Here is a 14,375-nt window from a genome sequence, read left to right as displayed (position 1 = left end):
AGGTACGGCGGGGCAGATCGGTCAGGAGCCGCTGTTGAGGGTGTCGGTGATCGACTGCGAGACCTTCTTGGCCTCGGCCGCCGCGTCGCCGCCGGTCAGGACGGCCGTCATGTACTGCTTGATCACCGTGGTCGCCTCCACGGCCGCCCAGTTGGGCGTGTTCGGCGTCGCCCGGCCGTTGGCCGCGCCCGCCGCCATGGCGGCGGTGCCCTCGTCACCGGCCAGCACGCCGGCGAGCGAGGTCCTGTTGGGCACGAAGCTCATGGCCTTGGCCAGCTCGGTCTGGAACTTCTCGCCGGCCAGCGCCTTGACCACCTCGTAGGCGGCGTCGTGGTTCTTGGACGCCTCGGGGATGATCAGGTCGGAGCCGCCGGTGAAGACGGCGCCCGGCTTGTCGGCCGTCTTTCCCGGGATGGTGAAGAATCCGATCTTGTCCTTCATACCCGGCTCGACCTCGAGCACCCGGGCGGCGATGCCGGGCACGCCGATGATCTGCGCGACCTTGCCCTGGGCGAAGACCTCATGCTGCGGCGGGTTGGCCTCGTCGGCGTCCTTGGGGCCCTTGCCGAGCGCCTGGAGCTTCTTGTAGAAGTCGAGCCCCGCCAGCGCCTGCGGGCTGTCGAGCGCGCCGACCCACTTGCCGCCCTGCTGGACGGCGAAGTCGCCGCCCTCGTCCCAGATGAAGCCCGCCAGCGCGTACCAGGTCTGCCCGGTGAGGTAGATGCCCTGGTTGCCGCCCTTGTTGAGCTTCTCGGTGGCCGCGACCCACTCGTCGCGGGTCTTGGGGATCGCGGTGTCGCCCCAGAGGTCCTTGTTGTAGACGACGACGCGGTTGGCCGCGTACCACGGGATGCCGTACTGCTTGCCGTCGATCTGGCCGGGCTGGGCCAGGCCGGGCAGCCAGTCGGAGCCCTGCAGGTCGCCGGTCTTGTCGGTCAGGTCCTTCACGCCGCCGCTGGAGGAGTACTGCGCGACCTGGGTGTTGCCGACCTCGATCACGTCGGGGGCGTCGGTGCTGGCCAGCGCGGCGGTGACGCGCTCGCCGATGCCGTCCCAGGCCTGGATCTGGATGTCGAGGTCGACGCCGGCGTGGGCGGCCTCGTACTCCTTCTCGAAGCTGCCGAGCAGCTCCTTGGTGACGCTGCCGTCCATGATCCAGACGACGAGTTTGGCCGGAGCCTGGGCGGAGGGCGAGCCGCCGGTGGCGGCGCTGGGGGCCGGGTCCGGCGTGGAACCGCAGGCGGTCAGGGCGAATATGGCCGCTAGGGCCAAGAGCCGGTGCTTCATGAAGCGCTCCCGGGAACGGTGTCGACGAAACTGGTGTTGGCCGCGCGGTAGCCGGCGACGCGGGTCAGGACCTCGGCGGGCGAGACGACCTCGTTCTGGGCGTGGTAGACCCAGTCGACCTGCTGCCGGTAGGTGCGCGGCGTGGTGGAGCCCTGCAGATCGATGAACCACTGGTTGAACATGATCCACATGGGCGTCTCGGGGTAGTAGATGCCGCCGTGCTCGGCGAACAGGCGGCCGTCGATGTAGTAGCGGATGGTGCCGCCGGAGACCTGGATGACCAGGTCGTGCCAGCCGGCGAAGCTCACCCGCTCGGCGGTGTGGGTGTTGACGGCCTGCCAGGGGTCGGCCTGGTAGGTCTCCCACGAGGTGGCGTACATGATGTTGGACGGCTCACCCCAGCCGCCGTTGGGCAGGTACTCGAAGTCCAGCTCGCCGTAGTTGGGGTCGAGGTTGGAGTTGAGCGGGGTGATGGTGAAGAAGGTCTGCACGATGTGCTCGCCGTCGGGGCCGCCGCTGATGGGGGCGTCGCTGAAGTTCACGCGGGCGGCGTAGGTGCCCTCGAAGAACTTGCGGTTGCTCGTGGACAGCTCGGTCTGCACGGTGCCGGAGGCGGTGCCGTTGGTCGACGACTCCAGGGTCAGCAGGCCGCTGGGGAAGGTGACGGCCGAGGGCGACCAGGTCGCGCCGGGCACGCCGGGGCCGCCGCTGCTGGAGCGCACGGTCCAGCCGCGCTGGGCCAGCCGGGCGTCGCCGGAGCCGGTGTAGGAGAAGTCGTCGAAGAGCTTGCCTCCGGGCTGGCCGGTCGGGGTGACGGTGGGCGTGGGCGACGGCGACGGGTCGCTGCCGCCGGGCGGGGTGCCCCAGACGAGCTGCCCGCCCACGTAGACGGCGACCTTGTTCCAGTCGGCGTAGGAGGTCACGGCGCCGTAGGAGTAGTCGTCGCTCTGGGTGAAGTTCTGCCAGTCGGCCCGGTAGAAGCGCAGCTGCATGTCGCTGGTGTTCGCGCCGGGGGCGAGCGTGCCCGAGGTGAAGCCCACCTCCAGGTACTGCTTGCCGCCCGGCAGCCCGGTGAAGGAGCCGGTGATCGTGGAGCAGCTCACGACCGCCCACGAGCAGGCGAAGCGGTAGGTCTCCGTGCCGGTCAGGTAGTAGCGGATCTTCACCTGGCTGAGCTGCACGGCGGAGGAGCCGTCGTTGAAGAGCTTGAACCAGGGCTCGGCCTGCGGGGTGGTGGCCCCGGTCGAGCTGTTCTTGTACTGCAGGCGCAGGCCGGGGGCGGCGCTGGCGTGGGCCACGCCGACGAGTCCGACCACGAGGGCTAAGGCGGCAACGATCTTCCAGACGTGTTTGAACATGGCGAAGCTCCTTGGGGGGTGAAAAGGAGGGTCAGGCGCCGCGGCGGATGCGGCCCGCGTAGCGGGCCTCGAGTGCGAGGTTGTGCGCGTCGCCCTCGGGCACGTTGGCCGAGAGGTAGATCGGCGGGACCTTGCCGGCGTCGAGCTGCTCGCGCACGACGCGGGTCACGACGAGCTGGGCCAGCAGGGCGGAGGTGACGGTGGAGACGGCGCCGTAGGCACCGCCTTCGGGCAGGGGCAGTACGGCGTCGCCGTACGGGGCCAGGTTGTCGAGGACGACGTCGGCCAGGTCGCACAGCTTGCGGCCCGAGGGGTGGCGGGAGGTGCTGGCGTTGCTGTGCTGGAGCGAGGTGATGGCGATCAGGTCGTGGCCGCGTTCCTTGATCTGGATGGCCAGTTCGACCACGACGCCGTTGACGCCGGAGTTGGAGATGATCACGAACAGGTCGTGTTCGTGGATGGGGGCGGCGTCGAGGATCTGGTGGGCGACCGTGGGGTCCCGTTCGAGGTCGTAGCGCTCAAGCTCGGAGCGGGCCGCGGTGCCGTACAGGTGGATGTCACGCAGGGCGAGGCGGTTGGTCGGCACCAGCCCTCCGGCTCGGCCGGCGATCTCCATCGCGATCGCCTCTGAGTGGCCGGAGCCGAAGGCCTGGATGACGCCGCCGTTGTCGAGGGCCTTGCCGACGAGTGTCGCGGCTTGCTCGACAGGCTGGTCAGCGAGCGGGTCGATCAGGCTCTTCAGGTGTTCGAGGTAGTTCATAGCGGTGACCGGTGACGGCTCGCACCGTCAGGTCGAACGCCTCCTTCGTCCGTTCGTAGGTGCGCTGCGCGACCGCGACGTAGACCACGTCGAGGACGAGCAGCTGGGAGTGGATCGCGGCGAATCCGTCGGCGCGGAAGGTGGTCTCGCGTGCCGCGCTGGTCAGCACGAGCTCGGCCACCTCGGCCAGGGGTGAGCGGGGGTGCGAGGTGACGGCGACGGTGATCGCGCCGTGGCTGCCCGCCTCGGCGAGCACCTCGATGACCTCGCGGGTGCGGCCGCTGTGGGAGATGCCGATGGCCACGTCGCCGTCGTCGAGCAGGGCGGCGTCGGTGAGCGCGCTGTGCGCGTCGGACCTGCTCCAGGTGGGCACGCCCATGCGCTGGAGCCGGTACTCCATCTCCCCGGCGACCGCGGCGCTGCTGGCGACGCCGAACAGCAGCACCCTGCGCGCCCTGGAGATCGCCTGCGCCACCTTCTCCACCGTGCCGAGGTCGAGCTGGGCGGCGGTCTCCTGGATCAGCCTGATGTCGCTGTTGGAGACCACGCCGAGCACCTTGTCGAGCCCGTCGTCGGGCCGGATCTCCTGCCCTATGTCGGTGGCCCACTGCTGGCGGGCGGCCCGTCCTGTCTCGGTGGCGATGGTGACGCGGAGTTCGGCGTAGCCGCTGAAGCCCAGGGCCCGGCAGAACCGGGTGATCGTGGCCGTCGAGGTGCCGGAGCGCTCGGCCAGGTCGACGATGGTCATCCTGGCGGCCTCGGCCGGGTCTTCCAGGATCACCTCCGCGACCTTGCGCAGCGCTTCGGGCAGTTCGCCCTGTTCGGCCCGTATCCGGGACAGTAGTTCCACGTCGTCCTCCTTGATGGTGAAAATTATGCTCACCATCTAGCGCGGTCAAGGGTTATGGCCAATAATTTTTGACATGGCAGTGGTAATCGGCGTGGACGCCGGAGGCACATCATCTCGCGCGGTCGTCGCCACGCTCGACGGTCACGTGGTCGGCCGCGCGCGTGCGGGCTGCGGCAACCCGGCAGCCGTTCCGGCTTCCCACGCGTACTCCCAGCTCAAGGCCGCGATCGACGGTGCGCTGGCGGAGGTCGAGCGGGAGAGCGTCGTGGCCGCCACGATCGGCCTGGCCGGCATCGAGGCGGTCACCGCCGAGCTCGAAGCGCTCTTCCCGGTGCGCCCGCAGGTCGTGGGCGACGTGGTGGTGGCCCTCGCGGCGGGCACACCCGAGCCCTCGGGCACCGTCCTGATCGCCGGCACGGGTGCCATCGCGGCAAAAATTATTGACCACACGATCGTCAGCACCGCCGACGGGTTCGGCTGGCAGCTCGGCGACGAGGGCTCGGCCTTCTGGCTCGGCCGCCAGGCCGCCCGCTCGGCCGTGCGGGCCAGGCCGGGACTCCTGACCGAGCTGGTGCTCAAGCACCTCGGCGCGCACGACCACGAGCAGGTGGCGGTGGTCGCCCAGGCCGCGCCGCCGCTGGCGCTGGCCGAACTCGCTCCCCTGGTCAGCCGGGCGTGCGAGGAGGGCGACCCGGCCGCCGCCGAGATCGTCGAGCGCGGGGCGCAGTTGCTGGCCAGGACCTTCCACGAGGTGCACGAGCCGGGCACGCCCGCGGTACTGGCGGGCAGCGTGCTGACGAACGACGGCCCCGTACGGCGAGCCGTACGGGACCTGCTGGCGCCCAGCTCCCCGGCGACGGCGGGACCCGGCGAACTGGCGGCCGCCTGGCTGGCGGCCCGCACGGTGTCGCCCGCCGCGCCGCACCGGGGGTTCCTGCCCTTCTGAGCGGCCTCAGGCCATGTCGAGCAGGGCCGCGCTGCCGTAGGAGCCGCCGAAGCCGGTCACCAGCGCCAGGCTCCTGCCGCCTCGCAGTTCCCGCACGGCCTGGGCGACGTTGTTGAGACCGTGCACGTACCCCTCGCTGAGCAGCCCACCGTGCGGGTTGACCCAGGCGTGCGCGCGTTCCATCAGATAGGGCCCCGGCTCGCCGGTGATCCCGAAGTCGGTCAGCTGCTTGGGCACCAGCCAGGAGTAGGCGTCGTAGAGCAGCGCGGCGTCCACGTCGCGCGGCTTGGCGCCCGAGCGTTCCCACAGTTCGGGAGCCAGGTACTGCGAGAACACGGCGGTCACGTCGGGCGCCCGGTCCATGGCCGAGCAGCCGGGGCCGCCGCCGCGCACGACGGTCCTGATGCGCGGCCCGCCGAGCACGCCGCTGACCAGCAGCGCCACCGCGCCGTCCGTCTCCTGGCAGCAGTCGGCCGTGCGCAGCGGCGTGCTGACGTACGGCTTGGCCAGGTAGTCGTCGAGGCCGAGCGCCTCCCTGCGCTGGGCGCGCGGGTTGCCCGCCGCGTTGTCGCGCGACTGCGCCACCACGGCGTGCAGGTGTTCCTCGGTCAGCCCGGCGTCGTGCAGGTAGCGGGTGGCGGCCAGGGCGAACATCGAGATCGGGCCCGCCATGCCGTACCTGCGGGTGAAGTCGTCCTGGTGGGTGGGCACGGTGTTCATGCGCTGCCCGGACCGGCCGTTCAGGGCACGATAGACCAGGACGTGGCGTGCGGTTCCGCTGGAGACGAGCATGGCCGCATCGCCCAGGATCGACGCGGCCTGGGTGCCGCCGCCCCAGATGTCGTTGTGCCACCCCAGCCGCTCGATCCCCAGGGCACGCGCGACCTGCACGACCGGCACCGAGTCGCCGAGGTGGTAGCTGAGCAGACCGTCGACCTCGCCGGGCGTGATCCCGGCGTCGGCGCACGCCTCCCGGCACGCCTGGACCGCCTGCGACAACACGCTGCGTCCCGACTGCCTGGTGAGCTCGGTCATCCCGATGCCGGCGACGGCTGCCATGTCCCTCCCGGGCGCTGGACGCCCGGCCGAGGCGGGGCGCGATCCGCCCCGGCCGGACGGTTGCCGCACATCGTAACACAAGCGCTTGCTCGGTTTGGATCCGAGCCCTGCTCGAGGTGGGCAGGCTGCCCACGGAGTCGGCGTCGGCCGCGCTCAGTCCATCAGTTGCACCGGACGCTTGAGCAGCCACAACGCCGCCCGCTGCAGCAGGGTGCGGTGGATCTCGTTGTCGTAGGAGCGGGTGTCGTGGCCGAGCGCGTCGTAGAAGACCCGCCCGCGCCGCACCGGCCGCGCCCAGATCAGCGGCTGGCCGTTGGCGCTGGCGAGCGGCTTGACGTCGGGCATCACCCGCAGGTCGCTGTAGACCTCGTCGACCAGGTCGAAGTCGCGCAGCCCCGACACCACCTCGTGGTCGCCCGTGATGCGCACCGAGGCCCAGCCGAGCGGCGGATGGTGGGACCGATCCCATTCCCAGCTGGCGCCGACCACTCTCGGCCAGCCCTGCCAGTCGTCGAAGCAGATCGAGGCCGCGTGCATGCACAGCAGGCCGCCGCCGCGGTCGAGATGGTCGAGCAGGGTGGTGCGGGCCTGGGCTGGAAGCCGGAATCCCCACTGGTCGCGCTGGTCGGCGAAGCGCTCCAGGCCCATCTGCCAGCGCAGCGCGTTGACGGTGATGAGCTGGTACTCCGAGGGCTCGCTCAGAGCTCCCGCGATGTCCTCGGTGATCTCGGACTCCACGCCGATCTCCGCCAGCACGTCGGACAGTGCCTGGGAGGTCGCCGCGAAGTCGTGGTAGAGGCCTCCTGACAGAATGAGATTTCTCGCCACGGCAGCCATCTCATCACGGACAGCTGACCAAATCCATCCGCTGAGCGGACCTGATCAGGGGAATCACCCCGCTCATGATGTTCACCAAGATCGTTTTGATGGCGGCCATGACCGCAGTGCCGAGCCCGGAGACCTCACTGGAGCTGTCGGTGACCAACACCTCCTTCAGCGGCACGACCATCATCAGCTCCGCCGTGCGGACCAACCTCACCTGCGACCCCGACGGCGGCGCCCACCCCGACCCCGAGGCCGCCTGCGACCTGCTGCGCGAGGTCGACGGCGACCTGGCCTCCCACCCGGGCGGGAAGGGCCCCTGCACCAAGGAGTACAACCCCTACGCCGTCAGGCTCGTCGGCACCTGGGAGGGCCGCGAGATCACCTACTTGCACACCTTCGCCAACCGCTGCGAGATGCTGCGGCAGACCGGCTCCGTCTTCTCCTTCTGATCGGTTGTCACATCCGGGGCGCCTGTCCCGTCCAGTCTCCGTAAGCGCACCACTTGAGGAGACCACGATGCGAGTTCTCGTCGCAGGAGCCACCGGAGTCATCGGCCGCCGGCTCGTCCCGCTGCTGGACGCCGTGGGCCACGAGGTCGTCCCGATCTCGCGGTCCACGGGCGTGGACCTGCTCGACCGTGACGGCCTCGCGCGGGCCGTACGGCAGGCGGACCCGGATGTGATGATCCACTTGGCCACCGCCATCCCGCAGGCGCTCAACCCCCGGCGTTTCGCCTCGGACTTCGCCATGACCAACCGGCTGCGCACCGAGGGCATGCGCAACCTCATCGACGCCGCGCCCGGCGTGCGGCTGATCGCCCAGGGCGTGGCCTTCGCCTACGAGCCCGGCGCGGGCCTGGCCGACGAGGACGCGCCGCTCCTGGCCGACCCGCCCAAGTCGTTCCGCCAGACCCTGGGCGCGCTGGTGGAGCTGGAGCGGCGCACCGCCGAGGTGGGCGGCCTGGTCCTGCGGTTCGGGCACCTCACCGGCCCCGGCACCTCCTACGACAAGAACGGCTACGTCACCAAAGCCGTCCGGTCGGGCAAGATGCCCATCGTGGGCGACGGCGGCTCGGTGTTCTCCTTCACCCACACCCACGACGCCGCCACCTCGATCGTGGCCGCGCTCGACCGGGACGTCAGCGGCGTGCTCAACGTGGTCGACGACCACCCGCTGGCCGTGCGCGAGTGGCTTCCCGCCCTGGCCGCCCGGCTCGGCGCCCGCGCGCCCGTGCGCGTGCCCGCCGCCCTGGCGCGGCTGGCCGTCGGCGCCTTCGGCGTGCACTACATGACCAGGCTTCGCGGCGCCGACAACACCCGGGCCCGGCTCCACCTCAACTGGCGGCCTTCCTATGATGCGACCCGTGAACTTTGAGGAGCTCCGTCCCACCCTGCTGGGCATCGCCTACCGGCTGCTCGGCAGCATGTGGGACGCCGAGGACGTCGTCCAGGAGGCCTGGCTGCGCTGGCAGGGCGTCGACCAGGAGGAGGTGCGCGAGCCGCGGGCCTTCCTCACCACCGTGGTCTCGCGCCTGGCCCTCGACCAGCTCCGCTCCGCCCGGGTCAAGCGGGAGTCCTACACCGGTTCCTGGCTGCCCGAGCCCGTGCTCTCCGGCGACATCGGCCCGCTCGACACCGCCGAGCTGCGCGACACCGTCTCCTTCGCCACGCTGCACATGATGGAGCGGCTCACCCCGCCTGAGCGCGCCGTGTTCGTGCTGCGCGAGGCCTTCGAGCTGCCCTACGAGCAGATCGCCGAGATCGTCGAGACCTCGGTGGCCAACTGCCGCCAGCTCTTCCGCCGCGCCTCGGTACGGCTCGCGGAGGGCAGCGACCGCTTCAGCCCCTCCTCTGAGGAGCACGCCAAGCTGCTCGAAGGGTTCCTGCGCGCCGCCAGCCTCGGCGACATGGAGGCGCTCACCGGCTTCCTGCACGACGAGGTCGTCTCCTGGAGCGACGGCGGCGGCAAGGTGCGCATGGCGCTCAAGCCGATCGCCGGCCGCGAGCAGGTGATCAAGTTCATCACCGGGCTGCTGCGCAGATACACCCTGGAGTCGGTCACCCCCGTGGAGGCCAACGGCCAGCCGGCGCTGCTCGTCGACATGGGCGGCCGCATGCAGCTCATGGCCTTCGACATGCGCGACGGGCTCATCCACGACATCTACACCATCGGCAACCCCGACAAACTGCAGAGGGTTCTATAGTCCTTCCTTATGGATCTCGGCATCACGGGCAAGGTCGCCCTCATCACCGGAGGCAGCGCCGGCATCGGCCTGGCGGCGGCCAAGAGCCTGGCGCGGGAGGGCTGCCACGTCTGCGTGAGCGCCCGCAACCCCGAGCGCCTGGCCGAGGCGATCGTGGAGCTTCAGGAGTACGGCACGACGGTGCACGGCATCCTCGCCGACGTGGAGGACCCGGGCTCGGCGGCCAGGGTGGTGGCCGAGACCCGCGAGGTGCTCGGCCCCGTCGACATCCTCGTCGCCAACGCGGGCGGACCTCCCGTGGGGCGCTTCACCGACATGTCGCTCGACGACTGGGACGTCGCCATCCAGCGCAACCTGCTGGGCACCGTCCGGCTGATCCGCGCCGTGCTGCCCGACATGGTCGGGCGCGAGTGGGGCCGCGTCATCACGGTGACCAGCAGCTCGGTGCGCGAGGCCATCGACGGTCTCGCCCTGTCGAACGCCACCCGCTCGGCCGTCGCCGGGGTGGTGCGCTCGCTGGCCCGCGAGGTCGGGTCCAAGGGCGTGCTGATCAACAACGTGCTGCCCGGCCCGATCGACACCGACCGGCTGCGGTCGTTCTCCACGCCGGAGGGGCTGAAGCAGCGCGCGGCCCAGGTTCCGGTCGGGCGCATCGGCCGGCCGCAGGAGGTGGGCGACGTGATCGCCTTCCTGGCCAGCGAGCGGGCCTCGTTCGTGACCGGCGCCTCGCTGCTGGTCGACGGGGGTAGTGCGCACGTAATCGCCTGAAAGTGCGGCATGGCATGCTCTATGGGTGAGTGTGGATAAGCCGATCATCGTGACCGTCGACGACGACCCGGGCGTCTCCCGGGCCGTCGCCAGAGACCTGCGGCGCAGGTATGGCCAGCAGTACCGGATTGTCAGGGCGGACGAGGCGCTGCAGGGCATCGACGCCCTGAAGGAGATGCGCCTGCGGGGCGACGACGTCGCCGCGATCCTGGCCGACTACCGGATGCCGCAGCTGAACGGCGTGCAGTTTCTCGAGCAGGCCATGGATCTGTATCCCTTCGCCCGGAGGGTGTTGCTGACCGCCTACGCCGACACCGACGCGGCGATCCAGGCGATCAACGTCGTCGACCTCGACCACTACCTGCTCAAGCCGTGGGACCCGCCGGAGGAGAAGTTTTACCCGGTGATGGACGGCCAGCTCGAGGCCTGGCAGCGCGCCGACCGGGTCGAGCAGGCCGAGCTGCGCGTGGTGGGCGACCGCTGGTCGGCGCCCTCCTACCAGGTGAGAGACTTCCTGGCCCGCAACCACGTGCCCTACCGCTGGATGCTGGCCGAGGACCCGGAGGCGGCGCAGCTGATCACCGCGGCCGGCGGCCCCGAGGTGTGCAGGCTGCCGCTCGTGGTGACGGCCGACGGCGACGCGTTGCAGGCGCCCACCCAGTCGTCGCTGGCGACCGCGGTGGGCCTGTCGACGACTCCGGCGACCGACTTCTACGACCTGATCGTCATCGGCGGCGGCCCCGCCGGGCTGGGCGCGGCCGTCTACGGCGCGTCGGAGGGCCTGAACACGGTCCTGGTCGAGGCGCACGCCAGCGGCGGCCAGGCGGGACAGAGCTCCAGGATCGAGAACTACCTCGGCTTCCCCGACGGCGTGTCCGGCCAGCAGCTGGCCGACCGGGCCAGGCGGCAGGCGCTGAAGTTCGGCGCCGAGCTGCTGACGGCCAGGAAGGTCACCGGGCTGGAGCCGCACGGCCAGGCCAGGGTGGTGAGCTTCAAGGAGGGCGAGCAGATCGCGGCGCACGCGGTGATCCTCGCGACCGGCGTCAGCTACCGCAGGCTCGACGCTCCGGGCCTCGACGACTTCGTCGGCCGGGGCGTCTACTACGGCGCGGCGCTGACCGAGGCGCCCAGCTGCCAGGACAGCGAGGTCTACATCGTGGGCGCGGCCAACTCGGCCGGTCAGGCCGCGGTCTACCTGTCGGGATTCGCCAGCACGGTTCATGTGTTGGTGAGAGGTGACGGGTTGGAGAAGTCGATGTCCGCCTACCTCATCGAGCAGATCGCGGAGAAGCCCAACATCAGGGTGCACTACCGCAGCCAGGTGACCGGCGCCGAGGGCGACGGCCACCTCGAACGTCTGCGCGTGGAGGAGGACGGCGAGGAGCGCCTCACCGACGCGCAGTGGCTGTTCGTCTTCATCGGAGCGGAGCCGTACACCTCGTGGCTGGGTGAGACGGTCGAGCGCGACGCCAAGGGCTTCGTGCTGACCGGACCCGACCTGCTGGCCGGGGGCAGGCGGCCGAAGCAGTGGCCGCTGCGGCGCGAGCCGTACTTCCTGGAGACCAACGTGCCGGGCGTGTTCGCGGCCGGCGACGTGCGCTCCGACTCGATCAAGAGGGTCGCCTCGGCCGTCGGCGAGGGCGCGATGGCGGTGGCGCTGGTGCACAGGTACCTGGAGAAACAGTGAACGCTGACGAACTTCGCAAGCTCTTCCTCTTCGAGAGGCTCAGCGACGAGCAGCTGGAGCTGCTGCTGACCAAGGGAGCCGAGCGCACCTACGCCCAGGACGAGATGATCGTCACCCAGGGCGAGGAGGCCACCTGCTTCGTCGTGCTCGTCGAGGGCGAGATGCAGATGATCACCGAGACCACCGCGGGCACGGTCGCCGCGCCCCGCACCTCCCAGCCCGGCGTGTACGGCGGGGCCACCCAGGCGTGGCTGGGCCCGCAGGCGCCGCCGCTGTACACCCACTCGCTCAAGGCCACCGCGCCGAGCAGGACCTTCGAGCTGCCGGCCAAGAAGTTCGCCTACATCGTCTCCGAGTGGTTCCCCATGGCCACCCACCTGCTGCAGGGCATGTTCCTGGGCGGGCGCGTGCAGCGGGAGATCATCGACAGGCGCCAGCGCCTGGCCGCGCTGGGCCAGATCACCGCGGGGCTCACCCACGAGCTCAACAACCCCGCCGCGGCGGCGGTGCGCGCGGTCGGCGAGCTGCGGCAGCTGATCCGCAACTCGCGCATCCAGCTCGCCGAGCTGGCCGAGGGCGGCATACCGCCCGAGAAGCTGCGGGCGCTGATCGACACGGTCGAGATGTGCGCGCAGGCGGTGGGCAACGTGCCCAAGCGCACCCCTATGGAGGTCTCCGACGCCGAGGACGAGATCGGAGACGCGCTGGAGGAGATCGGCATCGACGACGCGTGGGACCTGGCTCCCGGCCTGGTCAACGCCGGTTTCACCATCGAGACCATGGACAAGGTGCGCCATAAGGTCGGCGACCAGCACGCAGGCACCGCGCTGCGCTGGTTGTCGGAGGCGGTCGAGATCTCCCAGATGCTCAAGGAGGTCACCGAGGCCACCGAGCGCATCAGCTCGCTGCTGGCCTCGGCCAAGCAGTACTCCCAGATGGACCGGGCGCCCTTCCAGACGGTCGACGTGCACGAGCTGCTGGAGAGCACGATCGCGATCTTCCGCGGCAAGATCCCGCCCGGCGTGATGGTGGTGACCGACTTCGACCGCACCCTGCCGCCGATCCCGGCCTACGCGGGCGAGCTCAACCAGGTGTGGACCAACCTCATCCACAACGCGCTCGACGCGATGGAGGGCGAGGGCACGCTGACGATCCGCACCGCGCACGACGAGGACGAGGCGATCATCGAGATCGGCGACACCGGCCCCGGCGTGCCCGAGGCCATCAAGGAACGGGTCTTCGAGCCGTTCTTCACCACCAAGGGCGTCGGCAAGGGCACCGGGCTCGGCCTCGACATCTCCTACCGCATCGTGGCCGGCCGCCACGGCGGCGAGATCAAGATGCGCTCGGCGCCTGGCGACACGTGGTTCGAGGTACGGCTGCCGCTGCGGGAGATCGTCGCCTAGACGAGCCCCGCGTTCATCTCCATCAGGCGGGCGGTGATGCGCCGCCCGTCTGCGCGGAAGCCGTTGTGCTCGTACTCATTGGTGACCCACACCTTGCAGGCGCCCAGCCGGGAGGCGGTGTCGAGCGAGAGCCCCGCGTCCACGTACATGTCGTCGTGGTAGACGACCGCCGCGACCGGGACCTCGTTGGACGCCAGGCGGGCCGCGTCGTAGAGCGGGGGCCAGTCGTCGCGCTCGGCCAGCAGCTCGGCCGCCTCGCGGAAGGGACGCAGGGCCCGCATGTCGGCGAACATCCAGGGGTAGATCATCTCGCCGGTGAACATGTCGGGCGCGCGGAAGTCGTCGGGCATCAGGCGTTCGGCCGACCAGGCGGTGGCCGCGCCCTGGCCGTAGATCGATTCGTGGAGCACGGCGAACAGCGGCCCGGCGTGGAACGACGTCTCCATCATCACGTCGTAGAGGAAGACGTCGGACAGCCGCCCGCCGATCCAGGCCTCGTCGAGCAGCCAGTGCAGCTTCTCCGCCCCGCCGCTCATGCCGAGCATCATGCCCAGCGACTGCCAGCGCCTGAAGGTCAGCGGGTCGCCGTCGGGCAGGGTGACCGTCGTGGACGACAGGTGCTCGGCGATCGCGGTGACCTTGGCGCGGTCGGCGGGGTAGCGGGCGTAGAAGGCGCGGACCTTGTCGCGGACGCGCGGGTAGGTGCGCGTGTAGACGTCGTCGGCGCTCGCCCCGATCCCGGCCAGGCCGCCGGTGACGTGGCAGGCCTTCAGCCCCTCCGGCGCCTGCGACAGGTAGGTGAGGGTGACGAAACCGCCGTAGCTCTGCCCCCAGGTCTCCCACCGTTCGATGCCCAGCGAGCGGCGGATGTGCTCGCAGTCGGCGACGATCGCGTCGGCGCGGAAGTGGCCGAGGCGGCGGGCCAGCTCCTGCGGCGGGCCCTCGGCGACGGCGGGGGTGCTGCGGCCGGTGCCGCGCTGGTCGAGCAGGAGCACGCGATGGGTCTTGAGGATGTGGGAGAAGTAGCCGGGGCCGTCGAGGCGCGGGGACTTGCCGCCGGGGCCGCCCTGCAGGAACACCGCCCAGGGCAGGTCCTGGCCGGCCTTGTCGGGAGAGACGATCTCGCGGGCGAAGACGGTGATCGTGGGCCCGGTGGGATCGGCGTGGTCGAGCGGAACGGCGAACTCGTGGTCAACGGCGGTCAGGCCGGGCATCGTCACTCTCAC

General features: G+C 70.6%; 14 protein-coding genes. 7 read left to right on the top strand and 7 right to left on the bottom strand.

Annotation, left to right across the window (positions count from 1 at the left end; all coding sequences use genetic code 11):
- Window positions 1-21: 21 nt before the first annotated feature.
- Genes ACIBH1_RS39265 through ACIBH1_RS39250 form a run of 4 tightly spaced genes read right to left on the bottom strand, consistent with a single transcriptional unit; the run spans window position 22 to window position 4,255 of the window.
- On the bottom strand, window positions 22-1,287 hold the full coding sequence (locus tag ACIBH1_RS39265; RefSeq protein WP_397319142.1) for an extracellular solute-binding protein: 1,266 nt from the start codon (window positions 1,285-1,287) through the stop codon (window positions 22-24).
- Window positions 1,284-2,645, bottom strand: coding sequence for a cellulose binding domain-containing protein (locus ACIBH1_RS39260; protein ID WP_397319141.1), 1,362 nt, complete (start codon window positions 2,643-2,645; stop codon window positions 1,284-1,286). The genes ACIBH1_RS39265 and ACIBH1_RS39260 overlap by 4 nt, the downstream gene beginning before the upstream one ends.
- A gap of 31 nt (window positions 2,646-2,676) precedes the next feature.
- Window positions 2,677-3,405, bottom strand: coding sequence for a sugar isomerase domain-containing protein (locus ACIBH1_RS39255; RefSeq protein WP_397319140.1), 729 nt, complete (start codon window positions 3,403-3,405; stop codon window positions 2,677-2,679).
- Complete coding sequence (locus ACIBH1_RS39250) at window positions 3,359-4,255, bottom strand: MurR/RpiR family transcriptional regulator (protein ID WP_397319139.1); 897 nt, start codon at window positions 4,253-4,255, stop codon at window positions 3,359-3,361. Before ACIBH1_RS39250 ends, ACIBH1_RS39255 begins: the two co-directional genes overlap by 47 nt.
- A 73-nt stretch (window positions 4,256-4,328) precedes the next feature.
- Here ACIBH1_RS39250 and ACIBH1_RS39245 point away from each other — a divergent pair, with 73 nt between their 5' ends.
- A complete protein-coding gene (locus ACIBH1_RS39245; protein ID WP_397319138.1) occupies window positions 4,329-5,201 on the top strand; it encodes an N-acetylglucosamine kinase in 873 nt (290 codons plus the stop codon).
- 6 nt (window positions 5,202-5,207) lie between these two features.
- Here ACIBH1_RS39245 and ACIBH1_RS39240 read toward each other — a convergent pair whose 3' ends face one another.
- On the bottom strand, window positions 5,208-6,260 hold the full coding sequence (locus tag ACIBH1_RS39240) for an acetyl-CoA acetyltransferase (RefSeq protein ID WP_397319137.1): 1,053 nt from the start codon (window positions 6,258-6,260) through the stop codon (window positions 5,208-5,210).
- Window positions 6,261-6,413: 153 nt separating this feature from the next.
- Window positions 6,414-7,088, bottom strand: coding sequence for a ThuA domain-containing protein (locus tag ACIBH1_RS39235; RefSeq protein ID WP_397319136.1), 675 nt, complete (start codon window positions 7,086-7,088; stop codon window positions 6,414-6,416).
- Between the two features lie 107 nt (window positions 7,089-7,195).
- Between ACIBH1_RS39235 and ACIBH1_RS39230 the strand changes: the two genes are divergently transcribed.
- The 6 genes from ACIBH1_RS39230 (at window position 7,196) to ACIBH1_RS39205 (ending at window position 13,149) form a co-directional block, all read left to right on the top strand.
- Window positions 7,196-7,534, top strand: a complete 339-nt coding sequence (locus ACIBH1_RS39230) for an SSI family serine proteinase inhibitor (protein ID WP_397319135.1) — start codon at window positions 7,196-7,198, stop codon at window positions 7,532-7,534.
- A 67-nt stretch (window positions 7,535-7,601) separates the two neighbouring features.
- Complete coding sequence (locus tag ACIBH1_RS39225; RefSeq protein ID WP_397319134.1) at window positions 7,602-8,459, top strand: NAD-dependent epimerase/dehydratase family protein; 858 nt, start codon at window positions 7,602-7,604, stop codon at window positions 8,457-8,459.
- Entirely contained in the window at window positions 8,449-9,288 is an 840-nt protein-coding gene (locus tag ACIBH1_RS39220) for an RNA polymerase sigma-70 factor (RefSeq protein WP_397319133.1), read from the top strand. Before ACIBH1_RS39225 ends, ACIBH1_RS39220 begins: the two co-directional genes overlap by 11 nt.
- A 9-nt stretch (window positions 9,289-9,297) precedes the next feature.
- Entirely contained in the window at window positions 9,298-10,056 is a 759-nt protein-coding gene (locus tag ACIBH1_RS39215; RefSeq protein ID WP_397319132.1) for an SDR family oxidoreductase, read from the top strand.
- A gap of 25 nt (window positions 10,057-10,081) precedes the next feature.
- Complete coding sequence (locus ACIBH1_RS39210; RefSeq protein ID WP_397319131.1) at window positions 10,082-11,743, top strand: FAD-dependent oxidoreductase; 1,662 nt, start codon at window positions 10,082-10,084, stop codon at window positions 11,741-11,743.
- The gene (locus tag ACIBH1_RS39205; protein WP_397319130.1) at window positions 11,740-13,149 is read left to right on the top strand and encodes an ATP-binding protein; all 1,410 of its coding nucleotides are present in this window, start codon (window positions 11,740-11,742) and stop codon (window positions 13,147-13,149) included. Before ACIBH1_RS39210 ends, ACIBH1_RS39205 begins: the two co-directional genes overlap by 4 nt.
- On the opposite strand, the gene ACIBH1_RS39200 is transcribed toward ACIBH1_RS39205, so the two are convergent.
- Window positions 13,146-14,375 (bottom strand): alpha/beta fold hydrolase, encoded by a 1,230-nt coding sequence (locus ACIBH1_RS39200; RefSeq protein WP_397319129.1) that lies wholly within the window; start codon window positions 14,373-14,375, stop codon window positions 13,146-13,148. The genes ACIBH1_RS39205 and ACIBH1_RS39200 overlap by 4 nt on opposite strands.

It is taken from the genome of Nonomuraea sp. NPDC050663 (assembly GCF_044456985.1).
Classification (GTDB): Bacteria; Actinomycetota; Actinomycetes; order Streptosporangiales; family Streptosporangiaceae; genus Nonomuraea.
Note: the sequence above shows the minus strand (reverse complement) of the source record. Positions and strands in the feature narration are given on the sequence as shown.

Coding starts and splice junctions, on each gene's coding strand:
- ACIBH1_RS39265 (WP_397319142.1), bottom strand. CDS start 1,287: ATGAAGCACCGGCTCTTGGCCCTAGCGGCCATATTCGCCCTGACCGCC.
- ACIBH1_RS39260 (WP_397319141.1), bottom strand. CDS start 2,645: ATGTTCAAACACGTCTGGAAGATCGTTGCCGCCTTAGCCCTCGTGGTC.
- ACIBH1_RS39255 (WP_397319140.1), bottom strand. CDS start 3,405: ATGAACTACCTCGAACACCTGAAGAGCCTGATCGACCCGCTCGCTGAC.
- ACIBH1_RS39245 (WP_397319138.1), top strand. CDS start 4,329: ATGGCAGTGGTAATCGGCGTGGACGCCGGAGGCACATCATCTCGCGCG.
- ACIBH1_RS39240 (WP_397319137.1), bottom strand. CDS start 6,260: ATGGCAGCCGTCGCCGGCATCGGGATGACCGAGCTCACCAGGCAGTCG.
- ACIBH1_RS39230 (WP_397319135.1), top strand. CDS start 7,196: ATGACCGCAGTGCCGAGCCCGGAGACCTCACTGGAGCTGTCGGTGACC.
- ACIBH1_RS39225 (WP_397319134.1), top strand. CDS start 7,602: ATGCGAGTTCTCGTCGCAGGAGCCACCGGAGTCATCGGCCGCCGGCTC.
- ACIBH1_RS39215 (WP_397319132.1), top strand. CDS start 9,298: ATGGATCTCGGCATCACGGGCAAGGTCGCCCTCATCACCGGAGGCAGC.